Below are 18,215 nucleotides of genomic sequence, written 5' to 3' on the forward strand. Positions count from 1 at the left end.
GTGCCACAGGTGTACGCAAGTCTCTAAATACAGTAAAAGGATGTACGATAAAATTCCGCTAAAAATGGGGATATCACAATACATCTGAGGATAAACCAGCCTATTTAATCGCCACCAATAACACCTAAGTAATTGTTTTTATTGAATTTAAAAGCAATAAACAATGTAAGCAATATACGTACAAGCTCTTACTTTTTCATACGCAACTAAGCAAGTTAATAGAGAGAGACAATATTGTCTATGCCACATGTTACAAATCTGCTTACCTCATTATTACGTATGATCCGATATTGTGGCGCTAGCCTTCCCTTCTTTTTAACGAAGGGAAGATTTAACAATAAGGCTTGCACCTATTTTATAGCTAAAATCAATAAAGCATTTCCAACATCGGTTGGTCTAGGAGCGATCAATGAAAAACTCTCTCAGTTTTACTCATCTATTAAAAGTTGGCTTGATATCAATCGCAGCTTTGATGGGTGGATGCACTCAAGGAGATTGGCGTACCGCAAGCAGAGAACCTGCCGGTATCGCGCCTGACCCTTCCAATGTGAAACATGCCGTAATTGAGTTTTATGCCGCAGATGCATTTGGTTGGCGAGGCTGGCTTGCGGTGCACACTTGGTTTGCGATAAAGCCTGAAAATGCGAACGAATATACCGTGTATGAAGTGGTCGGGTGGCGCGTGAATCGTGGACAACCCGCTCTGTATCAATACCAAACGGGCACACCAGATCGCTACTGGTACGGTGCGAAGCCAGAAAAAATACTCTCAATACAAGGTGAAAAAGCCGATAAACTTATCCCGAAAATACAAAGTGTTATCAACCAATACCCTTGGGCTGAAGAATACACGTTGTTTCCAGGACCAAATAGCAACACATTCCCGGCTTGGGTGGGCAAGCAAATTCCAGAGTTAGAACTCGACTTGCCATTTAGAGCAATTGGTAGCGGCTACGCCAACGAATAGAACAAAAGCTTGGTAACTGGCGCGTTTTACGTTCAGCGCATAGCACTATACCTATTGTGCGTCTTCACCCAACTCGGTTCTGTTTCTTCCGTTGCGCTTTGCTTTATACAGAGCGTTGTCAGCGTCTTTCATTACCGCTTCAATTGGCATATCGTTGCCTTTCCAGTGAGAAACACCAAGTGATACCGTTACCTTACCAACGACCAGGAAATCGTGTTTTTCTACGTCATGCCTAATCCGCTCAGCGACATCAACCGCGTGATGAACATCCGTCTCTTCAAGGAACATCATGAACTCTTCCCCACCGGAACGGCAAAGATGATCATTCGCTCGGGCCTGCTCTTTCATCAACTGAGCGAATTCTTTGAGTAGATTGTCACCCACATCATGACCATAGTTATCATTGACGCTCTTAAAGTGATCAATATCCAAAGCTAAAATAGAAAAAGCGGTGTTTTCTTGCTTAAACAAGCCTAGAACTTTGTCTAAGCCGCGTCGATTTAACAACCCAGTCATCGCGTCTGTTAGCGTATCCAGTTGCAGCTTATCAATGGTTTTTGAGACGATACCAAACGCTTTGAGGAAACTGAGCTTCAAATGTGAAGCCTCAAAATACCAAGACTTAACCAGCTTCAAATCATCGATGGATGAAGAGTGTTCTTCCACTCCTCGAACAGCGCCAGCCAGTTGCCATAATGGTCTTGAAATAAGTAGAGAGAAGAACCAGATCAACAGCAGAGTTAATAAACCAATTGGAATCGATTTGAAAAAAACACTCCACATCTGCTCATCTAGCACCATTAACGTCATTGATTTCGGGCGCTGAGCGACAATTCCCCACCCTGATGATTCAACTGGTGCATACCCTGCTAGCATTTCAACACCACGAGAGTTCACAATTTCTTTGTTACCACGCTGACCCATTGTCACGGCGTTAATTGCCATATTATCGTTGATCACTTCGCCAACCCGCGATTTATCTGGGTGGTAGATCAGCGTATTGCTTTCGTCCACAACGTAAAGGAAAGAGCCATCTTTGTAAGCATGCTGGCTAAGTAATTCCGCAAGAATATTGTCCTTCTCTAAATAGATAGTACCGCCGATATAGCCTAAATATTCATTGGACTGAGAAAATATAGGGTATGAGATCGTTAACAGATAATTTCCTGCGGGTGAGATGAATGGTTCAGTGACAACGGGCGCTTGAGCATTTAAAGATTGACGTTTTCTTTCACCAACGAGCTTTACACCTTTAACCTGAAGTGTCTCTGGTGATACAGAAATAATGACACCTTTCGCATTAACGACAACCACAGAGTTGAATGATTTGGTTTGCTTTCTCAGCCTTTCCGCCTCTTCGTCAAGAAACTGAGCATCGTGCATCTTATCTTTTAGCAAGTTCGCACTGTATTTTAGCTGCGACATTGAGCTTTCTATGAAAGAGTCCGTCATTTCTGACATTTTTTGCGCATAAACGCGGTTGGACTCTAACGTGTTATTGATGATGAGATCTCGTTGCACTCGATAGATCGAATAAAACGCATTGATCAAAGTGACAAGCACACTGAAAACACACAGGATTACAATAAGGTTTCTAAGATTAAGTTTTTCTTTTCTTCTAAAGGACATTTGCCAACTGCCAGCTTCGATGGCTTTTTGTATGAATGAGCGTATAGGTTATATGAAATCGATTTAATTTTCAGGTAGGAAGTTGGGAGCAATATTAAATATTTTCTCACATAATAGGACGCAAAATGAGCTAATAAGAGAATTCAGTGACACAAAATAAATGCCGTGCCACTGTAATATCGAACAACTTTAAGCAAGCTCTGTGCTGGTCATTACCATTGTCTTTAATACATCGACAACAAGCTGATGATCATCTAACTGCGGTAAACCCGATACCGTCACAACCCCAACTAAACCAGAACCCAAGATTCGAATTGGGAACGCGCCGCCATGAGCACAATACTCACGCGCATCGAGATGTGGCTGATTTTCAAAATCACGCTGCTTTTGCTTATTGTACAGCGAGAGGTAGTAAGAGCTGTGACCATATCTCAATACTGAATTTCGCTTTCTACGAACCCAATCCAAATGGTCAGCGCACGTTCCTGTCATCGCGTATTGAAATAGCGTTTGTCCAAAACCGTAGACCTCAATAGCCACAGCCGCGTCACAGGCTTCCGCCGCTTCTTTTAAAGCCAAACCAATAGACCACGCAACTTGATGGTTAAACTCTTTCAATTGAAGCTCATGCTCTTGTTGAGCGACGAGCTCAAGCGTTAAGCTCATGATTTCACCTGAATCGTTTTACCCGTTTTACTGCTTTCCAATGCCATCTCAATCAGAGCGATATTCTGTACTGCTTGAACGGCAGGAACCGGGTTATCAGTACCCAAACGAATGGCATCTGCTACACCAACAAAATAAGCTTGATACGCACCTCTCTCCGTTTTGATAGTTTGCGCACCGTCTTCGTCGTAGCGGACACCGTATAACGCCTCGTCCTCTTCCGACCAAGCATCGTTTTCCGGTAATCGGCCTTCTTTTAAGTAGCCTTCTTGAGGATCTAATCCGTATTTTTCATATTTAGCCTCAGTACCCAATACTTTATAACGCAGGTTTGGTTCTGGGCTGTATAAGTTTGAATGTAAATGCACAATATGGTCTGGGTAATGAAGCACTAAGTTGTAGTAATCAATCGTCGTCGCGCCCGGACGCATCATTCGACACTGTGCGTCTATCGCATCTGGCAAACCAAATAACACCAAGGCCTGATCGAGAAGATGGGGAGCAAGATCGAATAAAATACCACCGCCATCTTGAGCCTGCTCTCGCCAGCGTTGACGAACTTCAGGACGGTAGCGATCAAAGTGCGACTCAAACAGCCTCACATCACCTAACTTACCTTGTTCGATAAGCGATTTAACGGTGAGAAAATCTCCATCCCAACGCCTATTATGAAAAACGCTCAGAACCAATCCTTTTTCTTCTGCTAAGGCGATCAACTCATTCCCATCTTCTATGCGCGTTACAAACGGTTTTTCGACAATGACATGTTTCCCATTGTTCAACGCGCGCTTTGCGAGCTCGTAGTGCACGTCATTTGGCGCAGTGATGATCACAAGCTCAGCGTCACTGTCATCGAGTAAAGTATTGGCATCAGCAAACCACTGAGCATCTGGCCAATCATTTTGGACCGCTTCCTGTTGACGAGAACTTATTGCGCTCAACGTCAAGTTTGGCAGTGCTTTAATGAAGGGTAAATGGAAAGTTTTTGCTGAATATCCGTAACCAATCACGGCGGTCTTTACGGGATAGTAAGCCATACTAAGGTTCCTTATTTCGGTGAAACAACAATACATTCAATATCATTGTGGTCGAGAAGTTGTTGAAAATCTGATTGAGGAGCATGATCGGTAATAACGATGTCGATCTTTGACAAATCACATACATGGTGAAAATTATCGCTTCCAATTTTGCGGGATTCACAAACGACAATGACTTGTTGAGCTTGCTCTATCATGATTTGTTTCATGGTTGCTTCTAGCTCATTATTTGTCGTCAACCCTCGGGATGACAACGCGCACACACCAATAAACGCCTTATTCACATGATATTGCTTCATTTGCTGTTCTGCTTGTGCACCCAAGATCGCTCTGGCGTAGGGGTCAAAGTGTCCACCTAAGAAATGGACGTCCATTGATTCACTTTTTTCAGCAGCGATTAGTACGTCAATACTGTTGGTGACCACGTTGAGCTTATCTTCTTCACAGCGTGCTTTTTCTACGTAAAGTGGGAGCAAAGATAAGATAGTACTGGTATCAATAACAAGGTGGTCACGCTCATCCACAAGCTTAGCGGACGCTTGAGCGAGGCGATGTTTAGTGTCGCTAATTGCTCGACTGGAGTACGCCTCTGTAGAGGAAGATATTGGGGCAAGCATGACGCCACCTCGGATTCTTTGTAATCCCGGTAGTTGGCTCAACTTAACTAAATCTCGACGCGCTGAATCTCGCGAGATGCCAAAATACTCGCAAACTTCCGATAACGTTATTTTGTTTTGTAGCTCTAGCTTGGCTCTGAGCTCTATCAATCGCTCTTCTTGCGTCATTACTTAAATTCACTTAAGTGGTTTTAAGCAATAATGCCACACAGCAATCAAATAACCAATACGGACGCACGCAATATTTGCTTATGCTGATACCAAACAGAATTGTTAAGTTGAGGAGATGAAGAGCGTTTTGCTCATCACCCCCTATCACAAAATGTTTGGTGTAGTGTTTACGTTGGCTGGGTCGCTATTTTTTCATCGCTTCTTTAAAAACTTGATTCCAATCTTGTTTCATATCGACAAACAGCCAACCTTGCTCTTCACCCACTTTAAATGATTTGTCTAATTTCCCCACGTGAGAGTCTTTATCATACGCCCATTCACGCTTGTCATCCGTGTGATGGATAACCGCTGAAAATCGTGGGCCAGACCCCGCTTTAGTCCACTCTAGCATTTGTAAGTCACCGTCAGAATTACCAAATGCCATCACCGGGCGCTTACCAATGAAGTTCTGGATCGTGACAGGCTTCACCGCTTTATCATTCACAAAATCAATTTCTGGCAAGCGTTGAATAGTCGGCTGTCCATCAACGACCTGATACTCCGCTTTTAATGTCGTCCCAACGATATTTTGCGTTGGGATCCCGTATACTTCTGGTGCCCAAACACGCATGAAATCAATGCCACCTCCAGAAATTATATAGGTCTGGTAGTCATTTGCTCTCAAATAGTCGAGTAACTCAAGCATCGGTTGATAAACCATTTCAGTGTATGGCTTTCCCGTCGTAGGATGCACGGCCGTTTTCATCCACTCCTTCACTTCTTGATGGAACTGATCAGTCGACATTCCGGAGTGAGTCGCCATAACAAGCTTCATCACACCTTCAAGGCCTTGCTTGCCAACCCCCTCCAAGTCACCTTTTATTGCCGAAGCAAAAGGTTCTGTTGTTTTCCAATCAGGATGCTCAGAGGCCATCTCTTTCACTTTATCGATCGCAAAAAACAGCTGTAGATAAACGGGTTTTTCTGCCCACAGCGTCCCGTCATTATCAAACGTAGCGATCCTTTGGCTTTCAGGAATATAAGCGTCCGAGCCTTGAGTCGTCGTTTTAGTAACAAACGCCATAATAGCTTGCTTAGCACCGGTGTTGTTCCATGACGGCAGAGGATCTTGCATATCAGCAGCAATGCTATAGCTAGACAGAGCAAAACTTGTCGCAAGGACAATCACCTTTAACTTTATAGCCATTTTAATTCCTTATATTGAGGTACGGGATGCAAATCCAAATGAAAGTATAGTTCACGATTAACAAGCGCAATTCAGAGCAACATATGCAACGACACCAGAAAGTGACCTTGTAACTAGAAACACGCTTTAATTAAAGAAGCTTACTGATAAAGTGTTGAGTTAGCTGGCGTCAACCTGCTCTGAAGTACTTTGACGTCCCTTTTTCTGATTAAGCTCATCAATCACGTAATCCGGAGCCACTTTCTTAAGTTCCGCTAAACACTGTTCAGACTTGGGGTTGTCGTAACGAATGTAGATATCACACACTGCATAAAGCTGCTCCGGCGCGCCAGAGATCAAATAAGCTTTTTCAAAAGCGTCCACAGATTTTTTAAGATCTAACTCTTCTTGCAGAACACCATTCAAGTACCAAAAATAACTGTTGTTCTTCGCCATATTAGCGGCCTTTTCAATTTCGCTAGCGGCATCATGCTTCTCACTAAGTCTTACTAGCGCCAATGACTTCGAGTAATGCAAAGCAGCGTTATCAGGAAAAAGTGTGATTGCTTCATCAAGTACTTGGATAGCTTGTCGATCTTTTTGTTGCGCTCGAAAATTGTCCGCATAGCTTAACCAGACTTGCGGGTTACTTGGCATCAGCTTGGTTAGCTCTGGATAAATCAATGCCGCTTTGTCCCACTCTCGATGCCAACGATATACATCGGCAAGGAGTAATCTAGAAACGTTGTCAGTTTTCTGCGACAAGTAGGATGTTAAATCAGTCACCGCGCCTTCAAGTGACTGTTGCTGCTCCGAACTTAAATTGGCGTAATCTCGAACCAAGTTTATCGCTGCGGTAATTCGAACCATTGCATCGTCATCACTTAGCAACGGGGAAACCAGACGCCAGCGATGCTCTATCATATAGGGTTGAGCTCCTACAATTGCTGCTTCACGAATTCCAGCATCTGCATCTTTCAAACCACGAGCGACGGCAACCAAAGCGTTTTGGCTGGGGTAGTTGGCCAGTTCACGTAAAGCATCAATACGCTTTTCTGAAGACAACTTTTTGTTTTGTGCATCATAAGACAACTTTTCGACTCGCTGTGCTAGCGTCATTGGTTCTTCTTGAGATGGTATCTCAACGGGTGAAACTTTATCTGAATTGAGCAGAGATTTATCTTGAGCCCAAACGCCTTGGCTTAACGCTACACTCATCGTGAACATTAAAAGTGACTTCGTAAAACGCGTTATCTTTTGCATTGATGAGACCTTACTTTTATAAAACTGGACCAGTTGAATCTTAGAACTTAGTGTCAAAAACAGGTCGATTAGACGCTTGCAGGTGTAAAACCTTATCGCTGTATTTACCGTGTACCACAGGGTTGCCCATCGCTCGTAAAATGTACGCCATTGATTTGTCGACATGCGCAAAAAACTTCTTCCAACCTGCACATAGATAGTTAAGGCCAGGCTCACCTTTTCTGGTGCGAATAAAGCGGTTTTTAGGGCATTCTCCAAAACATGCAAACTGATAATCGCAATTAACACACTGCTGAGGCAGTGTACGACTTTTAGCAAACCCGAATTTCTGCTGGTCAGGGCTATAAGCGAGAGTATCGAGTTTTTCACGGTGAATATTCCCGACCTTGTATTCCGGGTAAACATAGTGGTCACACGCAAAGACATCACCGTTTGGTTCCATTGCTAAACCTTTGCCACAGATTTCACCTAGCGTGCATAGTGGGTTTTTTCTTCCTATCCATGTTTCCAAACTCGCTTCAAAATACTGTACAAAAACGTTACCAATATCATGCACGACCCACTCATTGAATATCGCGATAAGGAAGTTACCCCATGCTTCATCCGCCACACAAAATGGCTCGACAACCGAATCCTTATGGCCGGGAATCAGACGTTTATCACCTTGCATTAGTTGCTCATTGGGCTTCCAAGTTTGTGGCGCTGTTGTTCTGAAAGTTTTCTGCTCAACAATCGGAATAAACTGCATTTGAGGGGAACGTACTTCATCTCGTAAGAAGCGATACACTTCCAATGGGTTACGGCTGGTCAAGTTGTTCACACACGTGAGCGTTGCAAACTTCACTTCATGCTTATGTAATAGCTCAACGGCGTTCATCACTTGTTTAAATGTGCCTCTTCCCGCTCGATTTGTTCGGTAAGCGTTGTGCATCATCTCAGGACCATCGATGCTTAAACCGACAAGAAAGTGGTTCGCTTTTAGAAACTCGCACCACTCATCATTAAGAAGCGTGCCATTAGTCTGAAGATCGTTAGAGAGCGTAATACCATGAGGGCGGTATTTATCTTGTAATTCAACAATTCTTTTGAAGTAATCCAACCCCAGCATGGTTGGCTCTCCACCTTGCCAAGAGAAGATAATTTCAGGTGTGTTCTGCCCTTCGATGTATTGGCGGATATAGCTCTCTAAGGTTTCGTCATCCATTATTGGCGAGCACCCTTGCTTATATTCCAACAAATCTTGTTTGCTTAAGTAATAACAATAAGTGCAATCGATGTTGCAAGCAGCACCAATGGGCTTTGCCATCACATGTAAACGCTTAGATGCTTTTCCGTTGAACTGAGGCCCTTGAGTTATGTGCATTCATCACCTTCTTAGTTGCTAACCTGTCCCCAATGATGTCAAACCTAATCATCGAGTTAATCGCCTAGGGTGATGATAATGTTCAATTATTCTCGGCGCTTGTTATAGTGTGTATAACCGTTTGTTATGGTTTTGCTTGCTAGACTTTCTGACCAAAGTCGTTGACGGAGTCGCCGAATGAAACATCCCAAAAGTAAGATTATTTCCCTTGTCTCAGCTATATCGGTCACGCTGATAATTAATGGGTGTGCAACAACCCCACCACACTCTCTCGCTCAGAAAATCGATCAAGATATGGTTCTTGTCGAAGGTGGGCAGTTTACGATGGGCGCAGATAATCCATCAGCCAAAAAGTCAGAGCGCCCAGCTCGCACTGTTAACGTTGATGGATTCTATTTGTCAAAATTTGAGGTAACTCAATCGCTATTTGAAGCTGTCACTGGCACCTCTCTGAGCTACTTTCGAGATCCAAATACACCCGTCAATAATATTAGTTGGCAACAAGCCAATTATTTCATTAAGAAATTGAATGAAAAAACGGGAGAGCATTACCGTCTGCCAACAGAAGCTGAATGGGAGTTTGCCGCTAAAGGCGGAATTTTAAGTAAAGGCTTCACTTTTTCTGGATCAAACAATATTGACGATGTGGCTTGGTATGCGAATAACTCGCACAATAAGGCTCATAAGGTAGGTCAAAAGCAACCAAACGAGCTCGGGTTGTACGATATGACAGGTAACGTAGGCGAGTTTGTGATTGATGCTTTTGACGAAGGTTATTACAAAACAGCGCCCAGTGATAATCCGGTAAACGCAAAAGAGGAAAAAGAAAGCCTTGCACACAAGTCTGTACGTGGCGGCAGCTTTGCTTATGACGCAGACGAATCTGAAAACTATCGCCGCGATTTTGCCAGCCAATCCGTCATTATGTCTGACATGGGCCTTAGACTAGCGAAAGACGTAGACTAAACTAAGTAGAGAAAGTGGCGCGATAAAGGCTCCACTTTTTACTATTGGTGTTTAATCTCTACAGATTCGTAATAGGTGCTTTCAGCTGATCAATAGCCTGCTTAGGAGCATAATTACTCAGCTCTTTTAGACACCTATCGAAAGCAAAAGCGACAGCGCCTTTTTTATGATTTCTCGCTAGAACTTCGCATTGAGCATATAAATGTTGAGGGTTCCCACCAACTTTAAACGCAGTCTGCAATGCCTTACTGGCTTCCAGAACGTCACTTTTTTCCAAAGCTAGACCATAAACATACCAGTAGTGAGCGTTAGTCTTTCCTAGTTCTGCGGCATGTTTAAGTAGAGCTTTGGCCTCATCTTCCTTGCCTTGGCGTAACAAAGAAAGACCGGCACTGTAAGGTAATGAGCTGGATTTAGGCTGAGCTTTCATCCCTTGTTGTAACACCCAGAGCGCAGCTTTTTCTTTCCCAAGGCGTCGATACAGGTCCGATAAATTCACGTAACTATTTTCGAAATAAGGCTCGATACTTATCGCTTCTTGGTACAACGCAATTGCCTTATCGATTTCGCCTAAGCTGCGGTATACATTTGCCAAATTGGTTCTACCAAAACCACGATCGGCGTTAAACTTTTGAATGTCCATGTACTCTTCAAGCGGTGGTTGAATCCTATCTTTTTGTAACGGCGTCATTTGTGCATAGCTGGTCACTAATACCGAAGCCGCCTCCGCCCTCACTGAAAGTACGGGATCATCCAGCAGTGGTTCTAAAATTCGCCATCGATCATGAAACTCATAACCAGACGAGCCCGCGACTGCGCCGAGCCGAATCATTTCATTCTCATTTTTAACGGCCCTTGCGAGCGAAACAGTCGTATTTTGGTCAGTATTGCCACCCATTCGCTCTAATGCAGAAGCTCGTATGATGTCTTTTAATGATGAATCCTGAGCAGAGTAAGCCAGAGCATTCGCCGCCCCTTTGTGCCCAATTGCATCGGCATAAAACGCGACAGCAAAGTGTTGTTGATTGCGGTATTGAGAGTGAGGAAACCATTCGGCTATCTGCGCATCCGCCCACTGGTTACTCTTATCCTCATGACAAGACGTACATACATTGGGCGTATCGATGTGTTTGCTCAAGTCAGGTCTAGGTACGTGCCAACTGTGGTCTCTACGAGGATCGACTTGCATATAAGTCGTTTCTGGCATGTGACAAGTCGTACATTGTGATGCTTTGGATCCTGCTTCATGGAAGGTGTGGTTTTCTGGGGTATATTCTGACGCAATATGACATTGTGAACATACTGCCTCTTCTGGGATGTTTAGTTTTGCCGAATGAGGATCGTGGCAATTGGTGCATGTTACGCCTTTTTCAGCCATTTCAGACTGAAGAAATGAACCGTAAACATAGTCTTCATCGTAAATTTGGCCATCGTGGTAGTAGAGTTCTGGAGTGATCAGGCTTAACCGATATTTATCTAAAAATGAGCCTTGAATGTGATCACCAGTCTCATTTAACTGCGTTCGACGGCTGTGACATTGTGCGCACGTCTGAACTTGATTTGTTTCTGCGATTGCTTTTGGTTGTAACGTTCTGTGGCCCTTCTCAAATACCCACTCGGTTACCGCTTTAGATAAATTTCGGTCAAAACCATAGTGACTATCTGTATCGAAAGAGCCTCCTGTAGATGCGGATTTTTTCGCCAACTCGATGTGTCCACTTGCAGGGCCATGACACGCTTCACAACCAACATTGATCTCGGACCAAGACGTGTTGTAGGTATTTTTGATTGCGTCATAGTTCTTCTTTAAATTGGTCGAATGACAGTCTGCACACATGAAATTCCAATTTTGCCCAGTGTTAGTCCAGTAAAACTCATCTGTCGTTGCTGTCTCTGGATAGAGGTGAAACCAGCGCTGACCACCTTCCGATTTCGTCCTTGAATCCCACGCAAAAGGAATGAGCTGTACACGACCGTCTTCAAACTCCACCATATATTGCTGTAACGGTTCCCAGCCAAATGTGTAGCTAATTTTATAATCATGCCATTGACCATCAGGGCCTTGAATATTGACCCAATACTCCTCGCCTTGTCTAAAAAAACGGTTGGGTTGCCCATCATGCGTCACTGTGCGGTTATCAAAATCACCTTGAACAGATTCTGAGTTTGCGTGTTTCATTGCCATATCGTGATGAGAGCCCTTCCAAGCCTCCACCTCTCGTTGGTGACATTCCGCGCACGTTTGCGTGCCAACATATTCCAACCCAAGCTTCGTGGTATTTTGGGAACTCTCTATCACTGATGCCTGGGAAAAAAACGAACCACTCACCATGACGATACCCAGAAATAGACACCGAAACCGACCTGCCCACTGACTCATAACTATCCTTAGTATTTAGATGGTGCAACTTGAATCAATATAGTCGCTAACCCCTTGGTTATACAAATAATTAGAAGTGAAAGGCTTTCAAAATGAGTGCTCCATTCTTCGTCCCCCGATTAGGGAGTATCTCGGTGTTTTTTGCTGAAACTTTATTCGTCTCACCAGCAACCTGCTCTGGTGTTCATTAGTGACCCATCTCTATTTTTAAAACCACCCCAAATCATCAGAATGACAAGTATTTTTATTTAGAAACAAATAGTTAAATACCCTCAATAACTTATGGTTATAAAGAGTATAAGAGGATTTTTCTATACACATCATTAACTTATGCAGCACCTAAGCACAAGGTTTACTTGTGCTTCTCGTTACTCTCAACCACCTGGAGTTTTTTATGGCAAACCAATTGAGAAAAATCGCAGTAGGCGTCGGGCTGTTAGCAACGTCCAGCGCAGCGATGGCGGCAGACAAACCCAACATACTTGCAATTTTCGGTGACGATGTCGGTTACTGGAACATCAGCGCATATAACCAAGGTATGATGCGTTACAAAACCCCTAACATCGATCGTATCGCGAACGAAGGTGCTTTGTTTACAGACCATTACGGCCAACAATCTTGTACTGCGGGTCGAGCAGCATTCATTACTGGCGAAGAACCATTTCGCACTGGCTTGCTGACGATTGGTATGCCGGGTTCCGACCATGGGATTCCAGATTGGGCACCAACTATTGCTGACTTACTAAAAGACCAAGGTTATATGACAGCTCAGTTCGGTAAAAACCACTTGGGCGATCAAGATAAGCACCTACCTACCAATCATGGTTTTGATGAATTCTTTGGTAACTTGTACCACCTTAATGCAGAAGAAGAGCCCGAAACCTACTACTACCCTAAAGACCCAGAGTTCCGTAAAAACTATGGTCCTCGTGGTGTAATTAAATCTTATGCCGACGGTAAGATTGAAGATACTGGCCCAATGACGCGTAAACGCATGGAACACGCGGACGAAGAGTTCCTCGAAAGCACTTTATCGTTTATGGAGAAAGCTGTTAAAGCAGATAAGCCTTTCTTCATCTGGCATAACTCTACGCGCATGCACGTTTGGACCCGATTACAAGAGAAGTATCGAGGCAAGTCCGGTGTTAGCATTTACGCTGATGGCATGTTAGAGCATGACGATCAAGTCGGCGTATTGCTCGACAAACTCGATGAGTTAGGCGTTGCTGACAACACCATCGTTATTTATACAACAGATAACGGCGCAGAGACCATGACTTGGCCTGATGGGGGCGCAACCCCATTCCACGGTGAGAAAGGCACTACTTGGGAAGGCGGTATGCGTGTGCCTCAACTTGTGCGTTGGCCAGGTGTCATTAAGCCAGGAACGAAAATCAACGAAATGATGGCTCATCAAGACTGGTTGCCAACATTGTTGGCGGCAGCTGGCGTTCCTGACGTGAAAGAAAAGCTTGCTGAAGGTTACAAAGCAAATGGTAAAGACTGGCGTGTCCATATAGACGGCTACAACTTCATGCCATACTTCGAGGGAAAAGAAGAGAAAGGACCACGTGAGTCTCTGCTCTACTTCACCTCAAATGGTGAACTAAACGCAGTACGCTGGAATGACTGGAAACTTCACTTTGCAACTCTAGAAGGAAACCTAAGCGACGCCGTGCGATCTGTACCAAACTGGCCTAAGATCATTCACTTACGTGCTGACCCATTTGAAAAAGGTCCTAGCGAGTCACAAATGTACCTACGTTGGATGGCAGACAACATGTGGTTGTTTGTACCAATTCAAGACGTTGTTGGCGACTTCTTTAAAACGTTACCTGAATACCCAATGCAACGCGGTACAACCATGAACCCTGCTTCTTTAAATTACGACTCTTTGCAGATGCAAGAAAAGATGCAGCAGTTAGAAATGCTTAAACAAGAAGTGAATAAAGTTAAGTAATTTAATTAATCACTCTAGATTGCGTTACTGAGCCAGCAGAGTTCTGCTGGCTTATCTGTATCTCTACGGACACACTTAGCTCGGTAGTTTACTCCATGCAAAGCGGGCCTATATTGAGAACACAGAAAAACAAAAAAGGAGAGCAAACCTGCTCTCCTTTGTATTTTAACCGTGAACAAACTAAGCGACGTTAACCGATTTAGTTAAACTATTGCTCTGAAAGAATTCATCATGTAATGCGCAAATCGCACGCTGATATTCTTTATCACCCACTACGAACTGAACGTTTACATTTCTCATTGATGAGTGAAGTGCAACTGGCGTTACGCCATTGTTCATCAAAGAAAGTACACCTTTCGCTAGTGTCTTGTTAGTGTCAATTTGAGAACCGATGGCTGAAATCAGCGCGACCATACGGCCTTTAATCGACGCATTCGGATAGCGTTTTTCAGCTTTATACAATACTTTGTTCAAGCTATCAGTACTGCCACCTAGATAGTAAGTAATAGAGTTCGCGTTCATCTCTTTACCAACTAAACTTACGCGCGCATCAGAGATAATTTCCATTAATTCGTAGCTAACGTTATCGGCTTTTCCCACCATCGCTTGGTCAAACAAATGCAGTGCAAACACTTTTTCTTTACCTGCGATAATTTCGACTTTGTCTTCTTCTGGGCGGTAGCTTGAAGAGATCAAAGTGCCTTCGTGTTCAGGTTCAAATGTATTTTTAATCTGTAGCTCAATACCACTCTCACGTAAACCTGCGGCTGCATTTGGGTGAATCGCTTCCATGCCAAGGTTAGCAAGTTGGTCTGCTACATCATAGTTTGTACTACCAATTGGCAAAACTTTTTCAGGACCAACAACACGCGGGTCTGCAGAGCTCAAGTGGTACTCTTTGTGAATTACCGCTAAATCCGCTTTTGTTATCGCTGCAATTCGGCTAAATGTCATCTCACTATAACCTCGGTCATAAGTGTGCATTAGGCCTTCCTTACAGTAAGCATAACCTGTAACGATTGGCAGTTCTTTTGACACATCGATATCAGCAAACGCATCACTGATCGATTCATCAAGGCTTCTTGGCGCTTGATTGTCCCAACCGGACAGGTCAACGAACTTAGCGTTAATACCCATATTTTTTAGTTTCAGTGCCGTGTTGTAAGCACTGTGCGCCTCACCGATAGACGACAGAAACTCTCGAATTTGAGGCAAATACTGACGTAACGAAAACTGACCGTACTGACAAGTTTCTAAAATGTTCGCAATACAGTTTTTTGCTTCAGCAATACGTGAGCGAATGAATTTATCTGCACGGATACGATTCATTGGGTCCGCGAAAATATTTTCATTTGTGAGCAGCATACGGCTTTCTACATATGCTAGCGCTTCTTCCCATTTGTCATCACGTTTCGCGATAAGCTGATAAACACCTGGCTTACTGGTTTTTTTACATTCGAGTAGCGCGTCGGTCATACCGCCGTATGCAGAGACGACAAAGATACGATTGTATGGCGATTTAGGACGAAGAATAATGTTGTCGAGAACAGCATCAAATGCTGTCATTGATGTACCGCCGATTTTTTCTACGGTAAATGTCATGATAAGCCTTTTTGATTGGTAACTTTAAAAGAAAAAAGAAGAGATAGTTGATCGTGGGGTGACAAGCACCCCACCTCTATCTTTTAGTCAACGAGAGGATAAACACCGTTTTCATCGTGCACTTCAGCGCCGGTAATTGGTGGGTTGAATACACACGCCATTACCATTTCTTTATTCTTATAAGCTCTCAAGTAGTGCTCATCGTGTTTATCAAGGATGTATAACGTACCCGGTTTAATCGGATAAGTTTCTCCACCAACGACTTCAATTTCACCTTCACCGCTCATACAAAAAACCGATTCTAGGTGATTTTGATAGTGAATGTGTGTTTCAGTACCTTCATAAATCGTAGTAATGTGGAAAGAAAAACCCATGTTGTCATCTTTCAACAACATACGGACACTTTCCCAGTTATCTGAAACCACACGTCGCTCACTGTTGCGACACTCATCGAGTGTTCTGACGATCATAATTAATAATCCTTATTAAGATGCTTGTTTGAAATGTTTCGCAGCAATGGTTTCCACTGCACTTTCAAAGATGCTTAGTCCTTGGTCTAGTTCTGACTCGCTAATCGTAAGTGGGCAGAAGAACTTAACGACTTCGTCGTCAGGGCCAGCTGTCTCAATTACCATTCCGTTTTCGAAACAGTTTTTCGCGATTTCAGATGCCATATCACCGTTGATACACTCAATACCAACCATCATGCCGCGACCTTTTTTCTGTACAAACATTTGTGGGAAGCGACGAACGCAGCGATCAATAACAGCACTTACTTTGTCTGAACACTGCTTGATGTGTGTTTCAAAGTCATCATTTGCCCAATAAATTTCTAATGCTTTCGCTGCGGTAATAAATGCATGGTTGTTGCCACGGAACGTGCCGTTATGCTCACCTGGCTTCCACTGGTCTAGCTCTGGTTTAAGTAGAACGACGGCCATTGGCAAACCGTAACCACCGATCGATTTCGATAGCGTCACGATATCTGGTTGAATACCTGACGGCTCAAAGCTAAAGAAAGTACCTGTACGTCCACAGCCAGCCTGAATGTCATCGACAATCACAAGAATGTCGTTGGCTTTACAGATTTTGCTCAAACGTTGTAACCACTCGTTTGAAGCAGCATTTAAACCACCCTCGCCCTGCACAGTTTCAAGAAGTACAGCGGCTGGTTTATCCATACCTGCAGAGTTGTCGTTTAGCATGGTTTCGAACAATGCTAGACCATCAACGCCAGCGTAACCTTCAAATGGAATACGAGTGACGTTACTTAAGCTAGAACCGTTACCTTGTCTGTGATGCTGGTTACCCGTTGCAGCCAGTGCGCCAGCTGTACAACCGTGGAAACCGTTGGTAAATGCAACGACGCTGTCGCGACCTTTTACTTTTTTCGCTAACTTAAGTGCTGCCTCAACGGCGTTAGTACCAGTTGGGCCAGTAAACTGAACTTTGTAGTCCAAGTTTCTTGGTTTAAGGATGTAAGTATCCAACGCTTCAAGAAACGATGCTTTCGCTTCTGAGTGCATATCCAAACCGTGAGTAATACCGTCCATCTCAATGTACTCAAGCAGTGCTTGCTTAAGTACTGGGTTGTTATGGCCGTAATTTAGAGATCCCGCTCCAGCAAGGAAGTCTAAGTATCGTTCACCTTGTTCTGTTTCCAGCCAGCAGCCTTTTGCTTTACGAAAAACCACTGGGAAATTGTTTGAATATGAGCGTACGTTGGATTCCTGCTTTTTGAAAATATCCATGATGAGACCGTTTTTAATTCCTATTGTTTGAGGATTATTTGAGAGGAATGCGATACAAATATTCTGTATCGTGTTTGCCTTTAAAGTGGGCTTCTTCATCCAAAAATGTGCTTACTTGGCCAGAGTTGCCGTTCATCGCATCTAACTTTTTGAACAATGCCCAAGAGGCTTTATTATCTTCCGTGATGGTAGTTTCTACCGATTTAACACCGCCCAATTCCTCTCGGGTGAGAAGTTCTTTCAACATGCGGAATGCTAAACCGTGACCTCTAAAGCGAGGTGAGACTGCAACTTGCCAGACAAATAAAACGTCTTGCTCGTCTGGTTTCTGATAACCGGAAATGAAACCTGCGATTTCGCCTTTTTGCTCAACCAAAATACTGGTTTTGCTGAAATGCGTAGACTGTAGGAAATTGCAATAAGATGAGTTCATGTCCAATGGAGGACAGTCTGCAATTAAGCTGTAAATGTCGTCACCATCAGAGATTTTAGGCTCACGAAAAATCCATTTTTTACTTGAGTCTTCTCCAATCTCTGGATAAAGAACCCAAGGTGCTGATGTGATCATGTGGAAATACATATCCTTTGAGGTCTAATTAAATTTCCTTTTTATTATGGGCATTCCTCGCGACTAAAAATCAAATAATCCGCCTTTTTATCGATATTTTTGTGATAGAT

General features: G+C 43.6%; 15 protein-coding genes. 3 read left to right on the top strand and 12 right to left on the bottom strand.

Going from position 1 to position 18,215, the window contains the following annotated elements; all coding sequences use genetic code 11:
- Nucleotides 1-409 precede the first annotated feature (409 nt).
- Nucleotides 410-967 carry a DUF3750 domain-containing protein gene (locus CAG69_RS13695; protein WP_161444698.1) on the top strand — a complete coding sequence of 186 codons (558 nt, stop codon included), beginning with the start codon at nucleotides 410-412 and terminating at the stop codon, nucleotides 965-967.
- Between the two features lie 51 nt (nucleotides 968-1,018).
- Here CAG69_RS13695 and CAG69_RS13700 read toward each other — a convergent pair whose 3' ends face one another.
- From CAG69_RS13700 to CAG69_RS13730, 7 genes are all read right to left on the bottom strand, one after another.
- Entirely contained in the window at nucleotides 1,019-2,596 is a 1,578-nt protein-coding gene (locus CAG69_RS13700) for a sensor domain-containing diguanylate cyclase (RefSeq protein WP_161444700.1), read from the bottom strand.
- 189 nt (nucleotides 2,597-2,785) lie between these two features.
- Nucleotides 2,786-3,262, bottom strand: a complete 477-nt coding sequence (locus CAG69_RS13705; RefSeq protein ID WP_161444701.1) for a heme-degrading domain-containing protein — start codon at nucleotides 3,260-3,262, stop codon at nucleotides 2,786-2,788.
- Nucleotides 3,259-4,299 carry an oxidoreductase gene (locus tag CAG69_RS13710; RefSeq protein ID WP_161444703.1) on the bottom strand — a complete coding sequence of 347 codons (1,041 nt, stop codon included), beginning with the start codon at nucleotides 4,297-4,299 and terminating at the stop codon, nucleotides 3,259-3,261. Before CAG69_RS13710 ends, CAG69_RS13705 begins: the two co-directional genes overlap by 4 nt.
- An 11-nt stretch (nucleotides 4,300-4,310) precedes the next feature.
- A complete protein-coding gene (locus tag CAG69_RS13715; RefSeq protein ID WP_161444705.1) occupies nucleotides 4,311-5,084 on the bottom strand; it encodes a DeoR/GlpR family DNA-binding transcription regulator in 774 nt (257 codons plus the stop codon).
- Between the two features lie 187 nt (nucleotides 5,085-5,271).
- On the bottom strand, nucleotides 5,272-6,273 hold the full coding sequence (locus CAG69_RS13720) for an HAD family hydrolase (RefSeq protein ID WP_161444707.1): 1,002 nt from the start codon (nucleotides 6,271-6,273) through the stop codon (nucleotides 5,272-5,274).
- Between the two features lie 159 nt (nucleotides 6,274-6,432).
- Complete coding sequence (locus CAG69_RS13725; RefSeq protein ID WP_161444709.1) at nucleotides 6,433-7,515, bottom strand: hypothetical protein; 1,083 nt, start codon at nucleotides 7,513-7,515, stop codon at nucleotides 6,433-6,435.
- Nucleotides 7,516-7,555: 40 nt separating this feature from the next.
- Nucleotides 7,556-8,878 (bottom strand): anaerobic sulfatase maturase, encoded by a 1,323-nt coding sequence (locus CAG69_RS13730; RefSeq protein ID WP_161444712.1) that lies wholly within the window; start codon nucleotides 8,876-8,878, stop codon nucleotides 7,556-7,558.
- A gap of 177 nt (nucleotides 8,879-9,055) precedes the next feature.
- Here CAG69_RS13730 and CAG69_RS13735 point away from each other — a divergent pair, with 177 nt between their 5' ends.
- Nucleotides 9,056-9,844, top strand: coding sequence for a formylglycine-generating enzyme family protein (locus tag CAG69_RS13735; RefSeq protein ID WP_161444714.1), 789 nt, complete (start codon nucleotides 9,056-9,058; stop codon nucleotides 9,842-9,844).
- 58 nt (nucleotides 9,845-9,902) lie between these two features.
- On the opposite strand, the gene CAG69_RS13740 is transcribed toward CAG69_RS13735, so the two are convergent.
- A complete protein-coding gene (locus CAG69_RS13740; protein WP_161444716.1) occupies nucleotides 9,903-12,224 on the bottom strand; it encodes a multiheme c-type cytochrome in 2,322 nt (773 codons plus the stop codon).
- A gap of 394 nt (nucleotides 12,225-12,618) precedes the next feature.
- Between CAG69_RS13740 and CAG69_RS13745 the strand changes: the two genes are divergently transcribed.
- Nucleotides 12,619-14,184, top strand: a complete 1,566-nt coding sequence (locus CAG69_RS13745) for an arylsulfatase (protein WP_012841879.1) — start codon at nucleotides 12,619-12,621, stop codon at nucleotides 14,182-14,184.
- Nucleotides 14,185-14,364: 180 nt separating this feature from the next.
- Here CAG69_RS13745 and CAG69_RS13750 read toward each other — a convergent pair whose 3' ends face one another.
- The 4 genes from CAG69_RS13750 to ectA all read right to left on the bottom strand — a co-directional run bounded on the left by CAG69_RS13750 (nucleotide 14,365) and on the right by ectA (nucleotide 18,105).
- Nucleotides 14,365-15,786, bottom strand: a complete 1,422-nt coding sequence (locus tag CAG69_RS13750; RefSeq protein ID WP_005393366.1) for an aspartate kinase — start codon at nucleotides 15,784-15,786, stop codon at nucleotides 14,365-14,367.
- 83 nt (nucleotides 15,787-15,869) lie between these two features.
- Nucleotides 15,870-16,256: an ectoine synthase gene (locus tag CAG69_RS13755; RefSeq protein WP_005393369.1), complete on the bottom strand. Its 387-nt coding sequence runs from the start codon at nucleotides 16,254-16,256 to the stop codon at nucleotides 15,870-15,872.
- 15 nt (nucleotides 16,257-16,271) lie between these two features.
- Nucleotides 16,272-17,537: a diaminobutyrate--2-oxoglutarate transaminase gene (ectB, locus tag CAG69_RS13760; RefSeq protein WP_005393371.1), complete on the bottom strand. Its 1,266-nt coding sequence runs from the start codon at nucleotides 17,535-17,537 to the stop codon at nucleotides 16,272-16,274.
- Nucleotides 17,538-17,571: 34 nt separating this feature from the next.
- Nucleotides 17,572-18,105 (bottom strand): diaminobutyrate acetyltransferase, encoded by a 534-nt coding sequence (gene ectA / locus CAG69_RS13765; protein ID WP_005393379.1) that lies wholly within the window; start codon nucleotides 18,103-18,105, stop codon nucleotides 17,572-17,574.
- Between the last annotated feature and the right edge of the window lie 110 nt (nucleotides 18,106-18,215).

It is taken from the genome of Vibrio sp. V43_P6S15P86, from assembly GCF_009904725.1.
In the GTDB taxonomy this organism is placed as follows: domain Bacteria; phylum Pseudomonadota; class Gammaproteobacteria; order Enterobacterales; family Vibrionaceae; genus Vibrio; species Vibrio diabolicus.

Excerpts from the sequence above, each read along its gene's own strand:
- CAG69_RS13695 (WP_161444698.1), top strand. The coding sequence starts at position 410 with ATGAAAAACTCTCTCAGTTTTACTCATCTATTAAAAGTTGGCTTGATA.
- CAG69_RS13700 (WP_161444700.1), bottom strand. The coding sequence starts at position 2,596 with ATGTCCTTTAGAAGAAAAGAAAAACTTAATCTTAGAAACCTTATTGTA.
- CAG69_RS13705 (WP_161444701.1), bottom strand. The coding sequence starts at position 3,262 with ATGAGCTTAACGCTTGAGCTCGTCGCTCAACAAGAGCATGAGCTTCAA.
- CAG69_RS13710 (WP_161444703.1), bottom strand. The coding sequence starts at position 4,299 with ATGGCTTACTATCCCGTAAAGACCGCCGTGATTGGTTACGGATATTCA.
- CAG69_RS13715 (WP_161444705.1), bottom strand. The coding sequence starts at position 5,084 with ATGACGCAAGAAGAGCGATTGATAGAGCTCAGAGCCAAGCTAGAGCTA.
- CAG69_RS13720 (WP_161444707.1), bottom strand. The coding sequence starts at position 6,273 with ATGGCTATAAAGTTAAAGGTGATTGTCCTTGCGACAAGTTTTGCTCTG.
- CAG69_RS13725 (WP_161444709.1), bottom strand. The coding sequence starts at position 7,515 with ATGCAAAAGATAACGCGTTTTACGAAGTCACTTTTAATGTTCACGATG.
- CAG69_RS13730 (WP_161444712.1), bottom strand. The coding sequence starts at position 8,878 with ATGCACATAACTCAAGGGCCTCAGTTCAACGGAAAAGCATCTAAGCGT.
- CAG69_RS13735 (WP_161444714.1), top strand. The coding sequence starts at position 9,056 with ATGAAACATCCCAAAAGTAAGATTATTTCCCTTGTCTCAGCTATATCG.
- CAG69_RS13740 (WP_161444716.1), bottom strand. The coding sequence starts at position 12,224 with ATGAGTCAGTGGGCAGGTCGGTTTCGGTGTCTATTTCTGGGTATCGTC.
- CAG69_RS13745 (WP_012841879.1), top strand. The coding sequence starts at position 12,619 with ATGGCAAACCAATTGAGAAAAATCGCAGTAGGCGTCGGGCTGTTAGCA.
- CAG69_RS13750 (WP_005393366.1), bottom strand. The coding sequence starts at position 15,786 with ATGACATTTACCGTAGAAAAAATCGGCGGTACATCAATGACAGCATTT.
- CAG69_RS13755 (WP_005393369.1), bottom strand. The coding sequence starts at position 16,256 with ATGATCGTCAGAACACTCGATGAGTGTCGCAACAGTGAGCGACGTGTG.
- ectB (WP_005393371.1), bottom strand. The coding sequence starts at position 17,537 with ATGGATATTTTCAAAAAGCAGGAATCCAACGTACGCTCATATTCAAAC.
- ectA (WP_005393379.1), bottom strand. The coding sequence starts at position 18,105 with ATGATCACATCAGCACCTTGGGTTCTTTATCCAGAGATTGGAGAAGAC.